This is a genomic window from Micromonospora globosa, from assembly GCF_000717585.1.
In the GTDB taxonomy this organism is placed as follows: domain Bacteria; phylum Actinomycetota; class Actinomycetes; order Mycobacteriales; family Micromonosporaceae; genus Micromonospora; species Micromonospora aurantiaca.
In genome coordinates this window covers 130,643-147,166 of the sequence record NZ_JNZR01000004.1, presented here as the reverse complement: position 1 = coordinate 147,166, position 16,524 = coordinate 130,643, and the positions used below count along the sequence as shown (strand labels likewise).

Sequence of the window (16,524 nt, the reverse complement as noted above, 5' to 3'; positions counted from 1 at the left end):
GCGGGCGGCGGGTGTGCGTTCGCGGCAGGGGTGGTGCCGGTCGTCGACCGGCCGCGACGGGCGAAACCGGCGTCCAGTGTGCCGCTCCGATACCTGACGCTTCAAGTTTCGCCGTTTGCGTGTCCGACTCACCTATCAGCAAAACTCCACGTGCAACTTGCATGTCGCACGTCCCTGATGCAGTCTGTCCGTATGGCACGGGTTACTCACCGTCTTCGCTTGATCTCCGGGCGTGGTGGCACCACGGTCCGTGGGACGGCCGGAGGGGAGCCGTCCCGCGCCCTGCGACCTGCCCCGGAATGAAGACCCCGTCGCTGTACGCCAGCTTGGCTGCGGCGACGGGAGCGGTAACCGGGAGCAGCCGGGTGATGGTCGGGTGGCGGTCCGCCACCGCGGGTACGGCCCGACCAGCACCGACCCACCGACCGCCGGTCCACGAGGCAGACCCCCCGTCACCGGACCGCACCTGACCCCCCGTTCAGCCTCGCCGGTCCCGCCGGCCGACTTCCCAGGAGCCCATGTGCTTCCCCGCTCCGGTGACGTACTGCACGTGACTCGCGCGGCGAGTGTCCAGTTCCTCCGACCGATCATGTTCCGGGTGATCCGGGTGCTCGACTGGCCGACCTACGACGGTTGGCTCTGGCTCGACGGCTACGAGTTGAACGCGGCGGGGGACGCGGTCAACCGGAGGTCGATCTTCGTACTCCAGGAGGGGTTGCGGCAGCTCCAAGCCGCGCCGGCTCCGCGTCAGCACACCGTGCGGACGGCTCGCCGCCCGGCGGTCCGGACCCCGGTCCGGGTCGGCTGACCTCACGATTCCCGGTCGGGAGGGCGTGCCGTCGCCATAGAATCGGTACGCCCACCCCGGCACGTTCCACCCCGCGCGCCATGGACCCTGAACCTGGGATGGTCATGGTCAACTTGCCCGCCGCGCGGCGGCACCACCGGTCCCGTATCGGCTATGCCCTCGGGCTCTTCCTCTTCCTCGTCACCGCGACCGCGCTCGCGCTCGCGGTACGTCATCCCGCCTTCTCCGCCACCCAGCAGCTCGCCGAGCCCGTACCGGCCCCGGAGATCACCGTTGCCGGTGAGAACGGCCGGACGGAGTCCGGCACGGCCGACTCCGATGCCGCCGAGTCCGATGCCGCCCACTCCGACGGGTCGGACGACGAGGACGGCTGGGCCGCCACCGACCCGGCGGAGGACGAGGACGAACCGGCCGCGGGCGCCGGTGGCGGCGAGGGCGCGCTCGCCGAACGGCCGACCGGCGCCACCGACGACCTCAGCCGGTCGCTGTTCTACTCCGGGCTGCTCGGGCTCGCCATCTCGCTGGCCGGGCTGGGCCTGGTCGGCACCCGCAGACGCCAGTGGTGATCGTCAGGGCGTCGTGGTCGTCGCCGGGGCGGAGCCCGGAGTGCTCGGCCCGCTCGTCGGCGGCGCGGGTACGGCCACCACGATCGTGACCCGGTCGTCCTCGCCCACCGGGTAACCGGCCTCGGGATCGGTGGAGATCACCGTGCCGGCCGGGCGGTCCGACGCCCGCCGTTGCACCCGGTAGTCCAGGTCCAGCCGGTCGAGCGCCGCCCGGGCAGCCGCCTCCGGCAGCCCCACCAGCGGCGGCATCGGCACCTCCACCGGGGCGGTCGTGGCCGGCGTACTCGGCGGTGAACTGCTCGGCGCGGCACTGGTCGGCGCGGCGGTCGTCGGGGCGGCGCTCGTCTGTGCCGAGACGCTCGGCACCGGCGGGCCCGGATCGGAGTTCCGGTCGGCGGCACGCAGCGCCAGCCACACCCCCGCCCCGATCAACCCGAGCAGGAGCAGCGCCAGGATGCCGAGCAGGATCGGCATCCACCAGCGGCGCCCGGCCTGCTCGTCGCCGTACCACTCGCTGCCGGGCTCGGGATAGCCCGCCGGACGTGGTGGCGGCACCCCGGCCCGGCCGGACCAGGCGCCCACCGGTTCCTGCGGGGTGGTCGCGTCGAGGGGACGGCGCGGCCCGCCCTGTCCTGCCGGTCCGCCGGGCAACGGACGGGTGGCGTCGCCCGCGTTCCGCGGCATGGCGCGGGTCGCCTCCACGTCCTCCTCGGCGGCGTTCCTCGGCATCGCACGGGTGGCGTCGGCGTCGTGCCCGGCCGCGTCGCGCGGCATCGCGCCGGTCGCGTCGGCGTCGTGCCCGGACGCGTCGCGCGGCATCGCACGGGTCGCGTCGGCATCCGGGGGCATCGCGCGGGTCGCGTCCGCGTCACCGGCGGGTGGTTCCTGACGGTCGTCGCTCATGGCACGTCCTTTCCCCACCGGGACGGGGCGCACGGCCCTCGATCGTCCACCGTAGCGGTCCCCGGCGACACCGGCTGGGATCAGCGCGCCGCGCTCGTCACGGAGTCGGCGGCGGGGAGACCGTCGGCGGCGTGGACGCCTTGTCGCCGCAGGTGAGCGTCACCTGGTCGTTCCATCGGGCGGTACCGCCGGCCACCGGCTCCTGTGCCGTGACCGGGCCCTGGCGCCCGGTGGCGTACCGGGGATAGAGCCCTGCCTCCACCAGGTCGTCGGCCGCGTCGGAGCAGGACAGCGTGCCCACGTCGGGCACGCTCACGGCCGGCGCCGGCCCGGAGACCCACACGGTGACGGTGGTGCCGCGCTTCACCGGGGTGCCGGGAGCCGGTGAGGTGCGCTCCACGGTGCGTCCGGTGCCCGTACCGAAGACCAGTCGCCAGCCGAGGCGGCGCTCGCGCAGGTCCCGGCGGGCCTGCTCGAAGTCGGCGCCCACCACCTCGGGCACGGTGAGCCCGGCCGGGGCGCTGGTGCGCGTACCGGATGGTTGGGCGGCGGTGGCCGGCGGCGCCGTGGTCGCGGAGGCCGATGTGGACGCGGCGGCGGGCGGTGCGGAGTCGCCGGGCGCGGCCGAGCGCTCCGGCTCACCGGCAAGGATCCACCCGACGCTGGCGCCGATCACGGCCAGCAGGGCCACTGCCACACCACCGCCGAGGAGCAGCCTGCCTCGCCCCGGTCCGCTGCCGTCGCCTGCCGGTTGCCGCTCGTCCGTCATGCTCCCCGCCCCGATCATCGACAACCGTATCCGTTGCTCACTGACGGTCACGGCCCGTCGTTACGACTCGCCGCGCCGACCACGGGACGTTACGCTCCCCGGCATGGTCAGACGGGGCTGGGGAGGATCGACAGCCGCCGCGCTCGGCGTCGCCGCCGGCGCGGGTGCCGCGCAGCTCGGTTTCGGGTACGGGCTGGGCATCATCAACTGGGTGCCGGACGGCGCGGTACGGGCCGAGGCGGCCTGGGTGGCGAGCCTCGCCTGGGCGACCTGGATCGCGGCGACATCGGTCATCGTCGGTGCGGTCTGCGCCCAGCGCCTGCGTGGTGGCGACGACGAGTCGCCGGGCACGCTGCCCCGGCTCGGCCTGGCGCTCGCCGCGGGTGTCGGCGCGATCGTCACCGTCCTGCTGGTGGCGGTACCCGCGCGGGCGGCCCGGGTGCCGGACGTCTCCTCGCCGCAGGCGGTCGCCGCCGCGTACGCGGGCGCGGGGCTGGTGCTCGGCGTACTGCTCGCCGTCTGGGCGCTGCACACCCGCGCCGCCGCCACCAACCTGATCGCCACCACCGGCTGGCTCTGGCTGCTCGCCGTGGTGTCGGTGGTCGACGGGGTGATCGCCGGCCGTGGCCTGACCACCGCCCAGCTCGGCATCTGGCAGATCAGCGCGGACCGTGGCGCGTTCTGGATCCGCGACTACTTCTACTGGCCCGGTGCGCTGCTGTCGGTGCTCTCCGCCCTGGTGATCGGCCTGGTGGCGGCCCGCCGAGCCGCCCGCGCACCGGAGATCCGGGTCGGCGCGGCGGCCTCCGGGGCGGCCGGACCGCTGCTCGTCGCGCTGGCGTACCTGCTTGCCGTGCCGCGCCTGGCCGGGATCGCGGCGGAACAGTTGTCGGCCCACCTGATCGCCCCGTACGCGGTGATCGCCGGCGTCGGCGGCTCGATGGTGATGGCCGCGCTGGCTCAGCGCGCCGAGCGCCGGAGCGCCGAGCGGGTGACAGTGCCCCGCCAGCGCACCGGCGAGCCGGACTCCGTCGACGGGGAGCCCGCGATCGGCGAGGACACGGCCGAGCCGGACGGAGGATCGACGTCGGGACGGTCCGCGTCGGATCTCTCCGGGCGGACGACTCTGCCGGACACGGAGCCGAACCTGAACCTGTCGGCCGGTTCGCTCCGGGATGCGGCAGTGGACGACGGGCCGGGCGTGACGTCCGGCCGGACGGAGACGGATCGGGGACGTGCCACCCGGTCCACCACCGGCCGTCGAGGTCGGGCCGTGCCACCGCAGCGGCAACCCGAGTCACCCACGCAGGCCGGCTCGCACGACAAGGGTTCAACCGCCGACGAGCCGAACCCGCGAAGCACGACGGCCTCGCCGCAGGACGACTCCTCGTCCCCGACCGCCTCGCCGGGCCAGACCGGTTCGTCAGGCCAGGCCGGTTCGTCAGGCCAGGCCGATCCGCCGCCGCCCACCGACACCACCCGCCGCCGGGGTCGCTGAGCCCCACCCGCCCAGCCCGCGCGTCACCTCGGCCGCTGAGCCACCGCCCACTCGCGTCGATCTTGGAGTTGTGGCACCTCACAAAACTCCCATTCGGAAGATTCGAGGCGCCGTAACTCCAAGATCGGCGAGGCGCGGGCCAGCGCCCGCGCGTTCGCGGCCAGCCGGGCCGCAGGCGAGCCAGGGCGAGGGCGGCAGCGGGAGTCAGTCGACGGGCCAGGTGTGGACGGGTTCGTTGCCGCGCTGGAGCTCGGCGTACAGCTGGACCATGTGGTGCAGCGCGGCCTCCCGGTCCAGGCCCCGGCTCCGCTCGGCCGCCCACACCGTCTCGGTCTGCCAGACCGCACCGTTGCGGCCGGTACGGCAGCGGCCCTCGATCACGCCGAGCAGGCGGTCCCGTTCGGCCGGGGCGACACCGAACCGGTCCAGCCCCTGCGCGGCCACCGGCAGCAGCGTGTCGAGTACGAGCGTGGTGACCGGCACGTCCCCGAGCCGGGGCCAGTGCAGGACCGCCTCGATGCCGCGCCGGGCGGCGGCGTGGAAGTTCTCCTCCGCCGAGCTGAACGTCAACTGGCTCCAGATCGGACGGTCCGACTCGGCGAGGCCGCGGGCCAGCCCGAAGTAGAACGCCGCGTTGGCGAGCATGTCCACCACTGTCGGGCCGGCGGGCAGCACCCGGTTCTCCACCCGCAGGTGCGGGCGGTCGTTCATGATGTCGTAGACCGGCCGGTTCCAGCGGTAGACGGTGCCGTTGTGCAGCCGCAGCTCACCGAGCGTGGGCACGCCACCGGCGTGCAGCACCTCGACCGGGTCCTCCTCCTCGCAGATGGGCAGCAGCGGCGGGAAGTAGCGGACGTTCTCCTCGAACAGGTCGAAGATCGAGGTGATCCAGCGTTCGCCGAACCACACCCGGGGCCGTACGCCCTGGGCCTTCAGCTCGTCCGGGCGGGTGTCGGTGGCCTGCTGGAACAGCGCGATCCGGGTCTCCGCCCAGAGCTGCCGGCCGTAGAGGAACGGCGAGTTGGCACCGACGGCGACCTGCACGCCCGCGATGGCCTGGGAGGCGTTCCAGTAGTCGGCGAAGCTGTCCGGCGCGACCTGGAGGTGGAACTGGAGGCTGGTGCAGGCGGCCTCCGGCGCGATCGAGTCGGTGTGCGTACGCAGCCGCTCGACGCCGTTGATGTCCAGCTCGATGTCCTCGCCGCGGGCGCCGACGATCTGGTCGTTGAGGACGCGGTACCGCTCGTTGGTGGAGAGGTTGTCGGCGACCAGGTGGCGTTCGGTGAGCGTGGGCAGGATGCCGACCATCATGATCGTCGCGTCGGACTTGGCGGCCCGCTCGTCGGCGCGGCTGAGACTGCTGCGCAGGTCCTGCTCGTAGTCGGCGAAGCCGCTGCCCTCGATCAGCCGGGGCGAGGCGTTCAGTTCGAGGTTGAACTGCCCCAGCTCGGTCTGGAACAGCGGGTCGGCGATGTCGGCGAGGATCTGGTCGTTGCGCATGGCCGGTTCGGCGGCCGCGTCGATCAGGTTCAGCTCGATCTCCAGCCCGGTCATCGGGCGGTCGGCGTCGAAGCCGAAGTCGTCGAGCATCAGCGCGAACACGTCCAGGCACCGTCGGACCTTCTGCCGGTAGCGGACCCGATCCTCGCGGGAGAAGGCGCCCTGCTCGACGTCTCTGCCCATGTGTCCTCCCGGCGCCGGTGCGACGGAACCGTACCGTTCCGCAACGCATTGTGAACCATTCACGTGGTGGGCGTAAGTGCGCCCGCCCCGCCACCCGGCTGGACGGGCGACAGGTCTGCACCTGTACCCCGTCACCGCCGTCACCAGCGCGTCAGTGCGGAGAACTTCACGTGACGATTCGCACCGCCGGGGCGTACGCGAGAAGGGCCCGCACCGTCGGGGACGGTGCGGGCCCTGCGGGCCTGTGCCGGGCTCAGCCCTGGCGGATGGCCTCACCCTCGATCTCGATCTTGACCTTGCGGCCGACCAGGACGCCACCGGTCTCCAGCGCCACGTTCCAGGTCAGACCGAAGTCCTCCCGGTCGATCTCGGTGGAGGCGGAGAATCCGAAGATGTCCTGCCCGAACGGGCTGCGGCCGACGCCCTCGAACTCCACCTCGAGCTCGACCTGACGGGTCACGCCCTTGATGGTCAGCTCGCCGACGAGCACGAACTCGTTACCCTCGCGGGACTTCACCTCGGTGCTGCGGAACTCCAGCGTCGGGAACTGCTCCGCGTCGAGGAACTCCGGGCTGCGCAGGTGCGCGTCGCGGTCCGCCTGGGCGGTGTTGATGCTGGCCGCCTGGATGCTGGCGGTGACCGAGGACTGCATCGGGTCGTCGGTGACGGTGATGGTGGCGGTGGCGTCCGCGAACTCACCGCGTACCTTGCTGACCATCATGTGCCGCGCGACGAAGCCGACACGCTTGTGCGCGGCGTCCAGCACGTAGGTGCCGGGGGTGGGGATGGTCAGACCCTCCCAGTCGCGGGTAGTCGCCTCGGTGCTGCTGGTCATGATGCTCTCCTCCGGAGAAGAATGTTTAGGAGCCCAACGACTGACTGAGCAACTATAGTTGAGACAATATTCCCCGTGTCAAGTGTTGCTAGGATGGTGGCGTGGACCAGAACGTGTTCGACGACCCCCGGATCACCGCCGTCGGCCTGCTCGTCGAGGCGCACGCCGGGCTCGCCGCCCGGTTCGCCGCCCAGTTCGAGGAGCACGGCCTCTCCCCGGTCGAGTTCGAGGTGCTGACCCGGCTCGCCCGCTCACCCAACAACCAGCTGCGGATGACCGACCTGGCCGCGCAGACCTCGCTCTCCACCAGCGGCGTGACCCGCGTGGTCGACCGGATGGAGCGGGACGGGCTGATCTGCCGGCGTGCCTGCCCGTCCGATCGGCGCAGTTCCTTCGCGGTGGTGACCACCGCCGGGCTCAGCCGGCTGGACGACGTCCTTCCCGGCCATCTGCGGATCATCGAGCAGTGGTTCACCAGCCAGCTCGACCCGGCGCAGCTCGACGGGCTGCTGGACGGGCTGCGCCGGGTACGCGACGCGGTCCATCCGGGCGCCACCGCCGGCAGCACCGAGCCGGTCGAGGACGCCGCCTGACGGTCCGCGACCTGCCGGGCACTACCTGCCGGTCACCGGCAGAATGACCGGCAGAACCGCCCGAACAGCCGGACAAAGCGGTCCACATATTCGCGAATCGGTCGTCCGACCTCGGTAGTCTTCGGGCAGCGGGGGGCACCGGGGGGTGCTGGCGCGAGCGTGGAGCGAGGGGCAGTACCAGGGGGCTACTTCGCTCGCGCCACCCCCGCGCCCTCCGCCCCTCCCGTGCCGCCCGACGCGCAGTGCGGCCACCGCGACCCACCGGGGTGACGACAAGACGCTCATCGCCCCCGTCGGGCCGTCAGGGAGAACAGCAACTCCTCCTCCTGCGGCAGCAGGCTGACGCCGGTGACCTGTCGCGCCGCGTCCAGCCGATCCAGCACGGCCGGATCAGCGGTGCTGACCGCCAGCCCCACCAGCGCCTCGACCAGATCCCGCCGGTCGGCGACACCCTCGGCCGCGTCGGCAGCCGCGGCGAACCACTCCGCCGCCAGCTCCCGGTCTCCCCGGTGCAGCGCCACGTGCCCCTCGATCAACCCGCGCAGCGCGTCCTCGGTGCGCGCGTCCCCACCCGGGCCCGGCGGATCGAGCATCTCCACGGCCGGTGGACGGCGCCGACCCGGCACCACTCCCGACGGCCACAGCTCGGCGATCGTGGCCAGCGCCTCGTCGGTGCGCCCGGCGTGGGCGAGCGCCAGCCCGACCGCGCCGACCGTCCGGCGCCGCCGCCCGGGATCACCCAGCTCCGCGAGCGCGGCCGCCACCCGGCGACCCTGCTCGACCGCCTCGGCGTATCGGCCCTCCAGGCGGGTCAGCTCGGCCTGATCGGCACGCGCCAGCACACGCAGGCGCTGGTCACCGCACTGTGCCGCCAGGCGGTCGACAGTCGCCAGCCGCCGCCGGGCACCGGCCAGCCGACCTTCGCGTACGTCGTGCCAGGTCAGGTGCGCCTGGGCGACGGCCATCTCGCGTACCCGGTGGTGCCGGGTGGCCGAGGCCAGTGCGGCCTCGGCCTGCTCGCGGGCCTCGTCGTGCGCGCCGAGCCCGAGCAGCAGCGCGCAGAGCACGGACCGGGCGGACAGTTCGCCGGTCACGTCGCCCGCCTCGGCGAAGACGACCAGGGCGGCCCGGGCCGCCGGGAGTTCCTCCGCGCCCGCGCCGTGCTCGGCGGCGAGCCGGGCCGCGCCGAGCATGGCCCAGGCCCGCAGCGTGGGCCGGGCACCAGCGGTACGCGGATCGGCGAGCAGCCGCCGCAGCCGGCCCCGGCCGGACACGTCCCGCCCGCGCAGCCGCCACCATCGGGGCAGTGAGGCGGCGAGCAGGAGCGCGGTCTCCGGCGCGTACTCGGCGGCGTACGCCAGCGCGGCGGTGATGTCGCTCGTCGCCTCGTCGAGCACGTGCACCGCGCCGGACATCTGTGCGCCCACCAGCCCCGGCGCGGTGCGGTGGACCAGACCGGCGATCACCGCGGCGTGCCGCATCCGGATCCGGGCGGTCTCGCCCTCCAGGTCGGCCTGTTCCGCGGCGAAGTCACGGACCGCGTCCAGCAGACGGAACCGGAACGGGCCGGTGCCCCTGACACTCAGCAGGCCCAGCTCGCGCAGCCGGTCCAGCATCGGCGCGGCGTCCCACCGCCGGCCGCCGTCGGCGAGCAGATCCTCGGCCAGCTCGACCGACCAGCGGTTACGGAACGCGGACAGCCGCCGCAGCGCCGCCCGGTCGGCGTTGGCGAGCAGGTGATAGCTGGTCGCCACGGCGTCGCGCAGCGTCACAGTGCCGGCGGACGGGTCGGCGGGCTCCCAGCCGGGGCGTACGCCGGTCAGGTCCAGGACGCGGTCGCCGTAGCGGTCGAGCAGCTCGGTGACGTCGAGGATGCGTCCCCGTGCCGCCATCAGCTCGATGGCGAGCGGCAGTCCGCCGAGCCGGCGCACGAGCGCGGCGAGCGCCGGCAACTCGGCCGGGGTCGGTGGTTCCCGGCGGGCCTGGGCGAAGCGGGCGGCGAACAGCGCCGCCGCCGGCCAGCGGTCCAGGCCGGCCCGGTCGGCGGGTTCGGTGCCGGCCGGCGGTACGTCGAGCGGCGCGACCGGCCGGACCATCTCGCCGGCCAGGCCGACCGGGCGGCGGCCGGTCACCAGCACCCGCAGCGTCGGCACGGCGGCGGTCAGGACGCGGAGCGCCTCGGCCACCGGCTCCGGCGCCCGGTCGACGGCGTCGACGAGCAGCAGCGCCCGCCGATCGCCGATCCGGCAGGACAGGTCGGCCAGCCGGTTCACGCCGAACATCGACGCCGACGCGGCGAGTACGTCGGCGGCGTCCGAGCCCTCGCCCACGAGCACCCCGGCCACGCCCGCCGGGTGGCGGGCCGCCACCGCGTGCGCGACGGTGACGGCCAGCGCCGTCTTGCCCACCCCGGCGAGCCCCACGAGGCTCACCACCGGGTACGCGTCGAGCAGCCCGGACACCTCCGCCACGTCCCGTTCCCGGCCGAGCAGCGGTACGGGCTGGGGCAGCGCCACCGGCGGATCGTCGGCGGCGGCACCGGCTGCGGGGAGGCGGGATGCCGCGGGCCGGGCGGTGTCGACGAACTCGCGCCGCTCGTCACCGCTCAGGCCGAGCGCGTCGGCCAGCAGGTCGACTGTGGTGCGCTGGGGGCGGGTGGCCCGCCCCCGTTCCAGATCGCGGACCGTCCGTACGCCCACGCCGGCCCGGCCCGCCAGCTCGGCCTGGGTCAGGCCGACGGCGAGCCGGTGCCCGCGCAGCAGGTCGGCCAGACCGGTACGACCGCCTGGGCCCCGCGCACGGTCATGATCCGGAGTCATGGGCACGAAGATTACGGATGGACTCCGACGCTCCACAGCCCATCGTCAACCACCCGACCGTCCACTGCCGATATCCGACAGGGCGCGGTTCCGGGCGTCCTCACATGCCGAGATCGCGCGCGATGATCATGCGCTGCACCTCGCTGGTGCCCTCGCCGATCTCCAGGATCTTGGAGTCGCGCCAGAAGCGGGCCACCGGGTACTCGTTCATGAAGCCGTACCCGCCGTGGATCTGCGTGGCCTCGCGGGCGTTGTCCACCGCCACGGTGCTGGCGTGCAGCTTGGCGATGGCCGCCTGGCGCTTGAACGGCTCACCGGCGAGCATCCGGGCGGCCGCGTCGTAGTAGGCCAGCCGGGCCGTGTGCGCCTTCATCTCCATGTCCGCGATCTTGAACTGGATGGCCTGGTAGTTGCCGATCGGCTGGCCGAACGCCTGGCGCTCCTTCGCGTACTTGATCGACTCGTCCACGCAGCCCTGGGCCAGGCCGACGGCGAGCGCCGCGATGGCGATCCGGCCCTCGTCCAGGATGCGCAGGAACTGCGCGAAGCCCCGTCCGCGCTCGCCGAGCAGGTTGGCCGCCGGCACCCGGCAGTCGTCGAACGTCAGCTCGTGGGTGTCCGACGCGTTCCAGCCGACCTTCGAGTAGCCGGGCGCGACGGTGAAGCCGGGCGTACCGGACGGCACGATGATCGTGGACAGCTCCTTGCCGCCGTCCGGCCGCGTACCGGTGACGGCGGTGACTGTGACCAGCGCGGTGATGTCGGTGCCGGAGTTGGTGATGAACGCCTTCGAGCCGTTGATGACCCACTCGTCGCCGTCCAGGACCGCGCGCGTCCGGGTGCCGCCCGCGTCCGAGCCGGTGCCCGGCTCGGTGAGCCCGAACCCGGCCAGCGCCTCACCGCTGAGCAGCTTCGGCAGCCACTGCGCCTTCTGCTCCTCGGTGCCGAAGCGGTAGATCGGCATCGCGCCGAGCGACACCGCCGCCTCCAGCGTGATGGCCACGCTGGAGTCCACCCGGGCCAGCTCCTCCAGCGCCAGGCAGAGCGCGAAGTAGTCGCCGCCCATGCCGCCGTGCTCCTCCGCGAAGGGCAGCCCGAACAGGCCCATCTTGCCCATCTGACGGACGATCTCGTACGGGAAGGTGTGCTGCTCGTAGTGCTCGGCGATGGTGGGCGCGACCACCTCGCGGGCGAATTCCCGGACGCTCTCCCGCAGCGCCTGCTGCTCCTCGTCGAGCCGGAAGTCCATGTCGATCCTCCTGGAAAGGGCGGGCCGCCGGGCGCTCGTGACGCCGGGAGCGGCTGAAGCGTTAGGAGGGGCCCCTTTACATGCACCAGGCGTTAAGAGGGGGCCCTTCCTTACCGGGTCAGACGGGGGTGACGCCGTGCCGGCGCCGGGAGAAGTGCCGCTCCTTGCCGCGCGCGGCGGTGAACCGGCGTACCAGCTCGGCGCGCAGCTCGTGCGGCTCGACGATCGCGTCCACCACCAGCTCGCTGGCGAGGCGCACCACGTCGATGTCGCGCTCGTACTCCTCGCGCTTCGCGGCCACGAACGCGGCCCGCTCGGCCTCGTCGGAGATGGCGGCGATCTTGTTGGCGTAGACCGCGTTGACGGCGGCCTCCGCGCCCATCACCGCGATCTTCGCGGTGGGCAGCGCGATCGTGGCGTCCGGCTCGAAGCCGGGACCGGCCATCGCGTAGAGACCCGCGCCGTACGCCTTGCGGACCACCACACAGATCTTGGGTACGGTCGCCTCGGAGATCGCCGTGATCATCTTCGCGCCGTGCCGGATGATGCCCTGCTTCTCCACCGCGCTGCCGACCATGAACCCCGGCACGTCGCTGAGGAACAGCAGCGGCACGTTGAACGCGTCGCAGAGCTGCACGAACCGGGTCGCCTTGTCGGCCGAGTCGACGAAGAGCACGCCGCCCTTGAACATCGAGTTGTTGCCGACCACGCCGACGACCTCGCCGTTGAGCCGGCCGAACCCGATGGTCAGCTCCTTGGCCCACAGCGCCTGGATCTCGAAGAAGCTGCCGGAGTCGAGCAGGCCCTTGACGTACCGGCGCATGTCGAACGCCTGCCGCTCGCTGGCCGGGACCAGCGCGGCCAGGTCGGCCTTCTCCGGCGCGGCCACCGCCTCGGCCGCCGGCGGGTCCTGCTTCCAGTTCGACGGCAGGTACGACAGGTACGTCCGCACCACGTCGAGCGCGTCGTTCTCGGTCTTGCAGAGGAAGTGACCCACGCCGGACTCGGCGCAGTGCACCTTCGCGCCGCCCATCGCCTCCAGCGTGGTCTTCTCGCCGGTGACCATCTCGACCATCCGGTCGGAGCCGAGGTACATGCTGGCGTTGCCGTCCACCATGGCGACCACGTCGCAGAACGCCGGGATGTACGCCCCGCCCGCCGCGCTCGGCCCGAACAGCGCGCAGACCTGCGGGATCGAGCCGGAGGCGCGGACCTGGTTCCAGAAGATCTTGCCGGCGCCGCGCCGGCCCGGGAACAGGTCGACCTGGTCGGTGATCCGGGCGCCGGCCGAGTCGACCAGGTAGACCATCGGGACGCCGGTCGCGTAGGCCCGCTCGATGATCCGGATGATCTTCTCGACGGTACGCGCACCCCAGCTGCCGGCCTTGACCGTGGAGTCGTTGGCCATCAGGCAGACCTGGCGGCCGTCGATCGTGGCGGTGCCGGTGACCACGCCGTCGGCGGGCAGCCCGTCGGCCATCGCGTTGGCGTAGAGCCCGTCCTCGACGAAGGAGCCCTCGTCGACCAGGTACGCCACACGCTCGCGGGCGAACAGCTTCCCCTTCGCGGCGTTTGCCGCGTGGTACTTGTCCGCACCGCCGGCGCGGGCGCGCTTGCGTAGCTGCTCCAGAGCTTCACCGTCGAGCGTCACGCCGACTCCCGTTGCCACGGCCCCCGCACAGGGCGCCCACCGACCTGAACGATCGTTAGGCTACCCCACCCGCACCATCCCCGGCACCCCACCACGCCCCCGCACCCCACCCACCCCCGCTCATTTCGTTGATCACGGGGGTGGGTGGGAGAGGGGGTCAGGCGGGGCGGGGGGTCAGGCGGGTTCGGGGGCCGGCCCGGAGGACTCCGGACGGGAGCTTCTTGCCCACCAGGGTCTCGGCCAGCTCGGCGGCCTCGATCAGGGCGTCCAGGTCGATGCCGGTGTCGATGCCCATGTCGTGCAGCATGTGCACCGCCTCCTCGGTGGCCAGGTTGCCGCTGGCACCCGGCGCGTACGGGCAGCCACCGAGGCCGCCGACGCTGGCGTCGAACTCGGTGATCCCCAGTTCCATCGCGGTGAGCATGTTCGCCAGCGCGGTGCCACGGGTGTTGTGGAAGTGCAGCAGCACCGGCAGGTGGGCGTTGCGGTCCCGGACCGCCGTGACCAGTTCGCGGACGCGCCGGGGCGTACCCATGCCGGTGGTGTCGCCGAAGGCGACGCGGTCCGCGCCGTCGCGGGCGACGCGGTCGACGATCGCGGCGACCCGGCGGGGGTCCACGTCGCCCTCGTAGGGGCAGCCGAAGCTGGTCGCCACGATCACCTCGGCGGTGGCGCCCGCGCCGTGCAGCAGGTCGATCAGCTCGGCGATGTCGTCCAGCGACTCGTCGGTGGACCGGTTGACGTTGCGGCGGTTGTGCGTGTCGCTGGCCGAGACCACCACCTCGATCTCGGTGAAGCCCGCCGCCAGCGCCCGCTGTGCGCCACGGGTGTTCGGCACCAGGGCGGAGTAGCGCACCCCGTCGACCTTCTCGGCCCGCTGCCACACCTCGTCGGCGTCGGCCATCTGCGGGATCGCCTTCGGGTGGACGAAGGAGACGGCCTCGATGCGCCGTACCCCGGTGCGGGACAGCGCGTCGAGCAGCCGCACTTTCGCGTCGGTGGGGATGGGCTCCTCGTTCTGGAGGCCGTCGCGGGGACCGACCTCACGGATGCTCACGGAGTCTGGAAGTTCCGCCATCAGATTCACCTCACTGGGTCGAAGGTCAGCGCATCCGGGAGACGATGCCGGTGTCGTAGTCGCCGGAGAGGAACTCCGGGTTCTCCAGCAGCTCGGCGAAGAACGGCAGGTTGCACTTCGGGCCGGCGATCTCGAACTGGGCGACAGCCGCCCGCGCCCGCTCGACCGCCTCCTCGCGGGTCGCCCCGGTGAGGATCAGCTTGGCCATCAGGCTGTCGTAGAACGGCGTGACGGTGTTGCCGGCGACGTAGCCGGAGTCGACCCGGACGCCGGTGCCGGACGGCTCGTTCCAGGTGGTGATCGCGCCCGGGCCGGGCAGGAAGCGCTTCGGGTCCTCGGCGTTGATCCGCAGCTCGATGGCGTGACCGCGCGGGGTGAGCGCGTCCGGGTCGAACGTCGGCGCCAGGCCGGACGCCACCCGCAACTGCTCCTCGACCAGGTCGACGCCGTAGACGTACTCGGTGACCGGGTGCTCGACCTGCAGCCGCGTGTTCATCTCCAGGAAGAAGAACTCCTGCGTCGAGGGATCGAGCAGGCATTCCACAGTGCCCGCATTGCGGTAATTGACCGCCTCGCCGGCCCGCACTGCGGCGGCCAGGAACCGCTCGCGCAGCTCGGGCGACACCGCCGGGGACGGCGACTCCTCGACCAGCTTCTGGTTGCGCCGCTGCACCGAGCACTCCCGCTCGCCGAGCGCCACCACCCGGCCGTCCGCCAGGCCGAGGATCTGCACCTCGACGTGGCGCACCCGGGGGAAGTACCGCTCGATCAGCACCGACCCGTCGCCGAACATCCGCTCGGCGAACGCGCGGACCTTGTCGTACTCGGTGCGCAGCGCCGCCTCGTCGGCGGCCACGCCCATGCCCATGCCGCCGCCACCGGCGGCGGCCTTGACCATCACCGGGTAGCCGATCTCCGCGGCTGCCGCGACCGCCGCGTCCAGGTCGCTCGCCGGTTCGGTGGTGCCGGGCGCGACCGGCACGCCCGCGGCCGCCATCAGGTTCCGGGCGTTGATCTTGTCGCCCATCGCGCTGATCGCGTCGGCGCCGGGCCCGACCCAGATCAGGCCGGCCCCTTCGACGGTACGGGCGAAGTCCGCGTTCTCGGACAGGAAGCCGTAGCCGGGGTGGATCGCCTGCGCGCCGGTGCTCCGGGCGGCGTCGAGGATCGCCTCGACGTTCCGGTAGCTCTGGGCCGGGTTCGCCGGGCCGACGCAGACCGCCTCGTCGGCCTCGGTCACGAACGGCAGCGCGCCGTCGGCCTCCGAGTGCACCGCGATCGTCCGGATCCCGAGCCGCCTACCGGTGCGGATGATCCGCCGCGCGATCTCCCCCCGATTCGCGACCAACAACGATTCGATCATCTTCTGCACGGACGTGACCCCTTCTCGACGCAAAGCCGGGGTCTCTTCTTAACACGCGTTAAGGTACGCGCGGCGTGTCAGGTCGGGTCGGTGGGCGCGAGCAGGGCCGCGAGGGTCGCGCCGCGCAGCAGTTCGGCCCGGCGCCGGCGGTCCACCTCGCCGCCGAGGAACGGCGTCGAGTTCATCAGGCCGAACGCCGCGTGGGCGAGCACCCGGGCCGCGCCGTCGGGCAGGCCGGGGTGCAGCGCGGTCAGCACGGTGACCCATTCCTCGACGTACATCCGCTGGAGCCGACGGATCCGGCGGCGCGGCTCGTCCGGGAGGCGGTCCAGCTCGTGCAGGTGCAACGCGATCACCGCCGGGTTCGCCAGCGCGAAGTCGACGTGGAAGTCGATCAGCGACTCCAGCGCCGCACGCGGGTCGCCCGGGTGACCGGCGGCCCGTTCCCGCCCGCCCGCGAGCAACCCCTCACTCACCGGGATCAGGGCGGCGACGAGCATCGCCTCCTTGCCGGCGAAGTGGTGGTAGAGCGCGGGACCGGTGACCCCGGCCGCCGCGCCGATGTCGTCCATCGACACACCGTGGTAGCCGCGCGCCGCGAAGAGGCCGACCGCGATCTCCAGGATCTCGTCCCGCCGGGACCGGCGCCGGGCCGCACCCGCCGCACCCCGTGCCTGCTGTTCCACCGCCACCGGACCAGCCTAGACCT

14 protein-coding genes are annotated in these 16,524 nt (G+C 72.9%); 4 read left to right on the top strand and 10 right to left on the bottom strand.

Going from position 1 to position 16,524, the window contains the following annotated elements; all coding sequences use genetic code 11:
• Positions 1 to 520: 520 nt before the first annotated feature.
• Both IF06_RS0106705 and IF06_RS0106700 read left to right on the top strand, forming a co-directional pair.
• Entirely contained in the window at positions 521 to 808 is a 288-nt protein-coding gene (locus IF06_RS0106705) for a hypothetical protein (protein ID WP_013283297.1), read from the top strand.
• 98 nt (positions 809 to 906) lie between these two features.
• Positions 907 to 1,374 (top strand): hypothetical protein, encoded by a 468-nt coding sequence (locus IF06_RS0106700; RefSeq protein WP_030269636.1) that lies wholly within the window; start codon positions 907 to 909, stop codon positions 1,372 to 1,374.
• A gap of 3 nt (positions 1,375 to 1,377) precedes the next feature.
• On the opposite strand, the gene IF06_RS0106695 is transcribed toward IF06_RS0106700, so the two are convergent.
• Positions 1,378 to 2,277 (bottom strand): PASTA domain-containing protein, encoded by a 900-nt coding sequence (locus IF06_RS0106695; RefSeq protein WP_084588791.1) that lies wholly within the window; start codon positions 2,275 to 2,277, stop codon positions 1,378 to 1,380.
• Positions 2,278 to 2,374: 97 nt separating this feature from the next.
• Positions 2,375 to 3,046 (bottom strand): PASTA domain-containing protein, encoded by a 672-nt coding sequence (locus IF06_RS0106690; protein WP_232236631.1) that lies wholly within the window; start codon positions 3,044 to 3,046, stop codon positions 2,375 to 2,377.
• A 103-nt stretch (positions 3,047 to 3,149) separates the two neighbouring features.
• Between IF06_RS0106690 and IF06_RS0106685 the strand changes: the two genes are divergently transcribed.
• Positions 3,150 to 4,544, top strand: a complete 1,395-nt coding sequence (locus IF06_RS0106685; RefSeq protein ID WP_030269630.1) for a hypothetical protein — start codon at positions 3,150 to 3,152, stop codon at positions 4,542 to 4,544.
• A 204-nt stretch (positions 4,545 to 4,748) separates the two neighbouring features.
• On the opposite strand, the gene IF06_RS0106680 is transcribed toward IF06_RS0106685, so the two are convergent.
• Positions 4,749 to 6,227: a hypothetical protein gene (locus IF06_RS0106680; protein WP_030269628.1), complete on the bottom strand. Its 1,479-nt coding sequence runs from the start codon at positions 6,225 to 6,227 to the stop codon at positions 4,749 to 4,751.
• 253 nt (positions 6,228 to 6,480) lie between these two features.
• On the bottom strand, positions 6,481 to 7,062 hold the full coding sequence (locus IF06_RS0106675; RefSeq protein ID WP_013283291.1) for a YceI family protein: 582 nt from the start codon (positions 7,060 to 7,062) through the stop codon (positions 6,481 to 6,483).
• 101 nt (positions 7,063 to 7,163) lie between these two features.
• On the opposite strand from IF06_RS0106675, the gene IF06_RS0106670 reads away from it, so the two are divergent.
• Positions 7,164 to 7,655: a MarR family winged helix-turn-helix transcriptional regulator gene (locus IF06_RS0106670; RefSeq protein ID WP_013283290.1), complete on the top strand. Its 492-nt coding sequence runs from the start codon at positions 7,164 to 7,166 to the stop codon at positions 7,653 to 7,655.
• Positions 7,656 to 7,936: 281 nt separating this feature from the next.
• Here the strand turns inward: IF06_RS0106670 and IF06_RS0106665 are convergent, their stop codons facing one another.
• The 6 genes from IF06_RS0106665 to IF06_RS0106640 form a co-directional block, all read right to left on the bottom strand.
• The gene (locus IF06_RS0106665; protein WP_030269626.1) at positions 7,937 to 10,474 is read right to left on the bottom strand and encodes an ATP-binding protein; all 2,538 of its coding nucleotides are present in this window, start codon (positions 10,472 to 10,474) and stop codon (positions 7,937 to 7,939) included.
• Between the two features lie 100 nt (positions 10,475 to 10,574).
• Positions 10,575 to 11,723, bottom strand: coding sequence for an acyl-CoA dehydrogenase family protein (locus IF06_RS0106660; protein ID WP_013283288.1), 1,149 nt, complete (start codon positions 11,721 to 11,723; stop codon positions 10,575 to 10,577).
• A gap of 118 nt (positions 11,724 to 11,841) precedes the next feature.
• Complete coding sequence (locus tag IF06_RS0106655) at positions 11,842 to 13,374, bottom strand: acyl-CoA carboxylase subunit beta (RefSeq protein WP_013473351.1); 1,533 nt, start codon at positions 13,372 to 13,374, stop codon at positions 11,842 to 11,844.
• A 157-nt stretch (positions 13,375 to 13,531) separates the two neighbouring features.
• Positions 13,532 to 14,452, bottom strand: a complete 921-nt coding sequence (locus IF06_RS0106650) for a hydroxymethylglutaryl-CoA lyase (protein ID WP_030269624.1) — start codon at positions 14,450 to 14,452, stop codon at positions 13,532 to 13,534.
• Positions 14,453 to 14,477: 25 nt separating this feature from the next.
• Positions 14,478 to 15,815: an acetyl-CoA carboxylase biotin carboxylase subunit gene (locus IF06_RS0106645; protein ID WP_030269621.1), complete on the bottom strand. Its 1,338-nt coding sequence runs from the start codon at positions 15,813 to 15,815 to the stop codon at positions 14,478 to 14,480.
• A 77-nt stretch (positions 15,816 to 15,892) separates the two neighbouring features.
• Positions 15,893 to 16,507: a TetR/AcrR family transcriptional regulator gene (locus IF06_RS0106640; RefSeq protein WP_013283284.1), complete on the bottom strand. Its 615-nt coding sequence runs from the start codon at positions 16,505 to 16,507 to the stop codon at positions 15,893 to 15,895.
• Positions 16,508 to 16,524 lie beyond the last annotated feature (17 nt).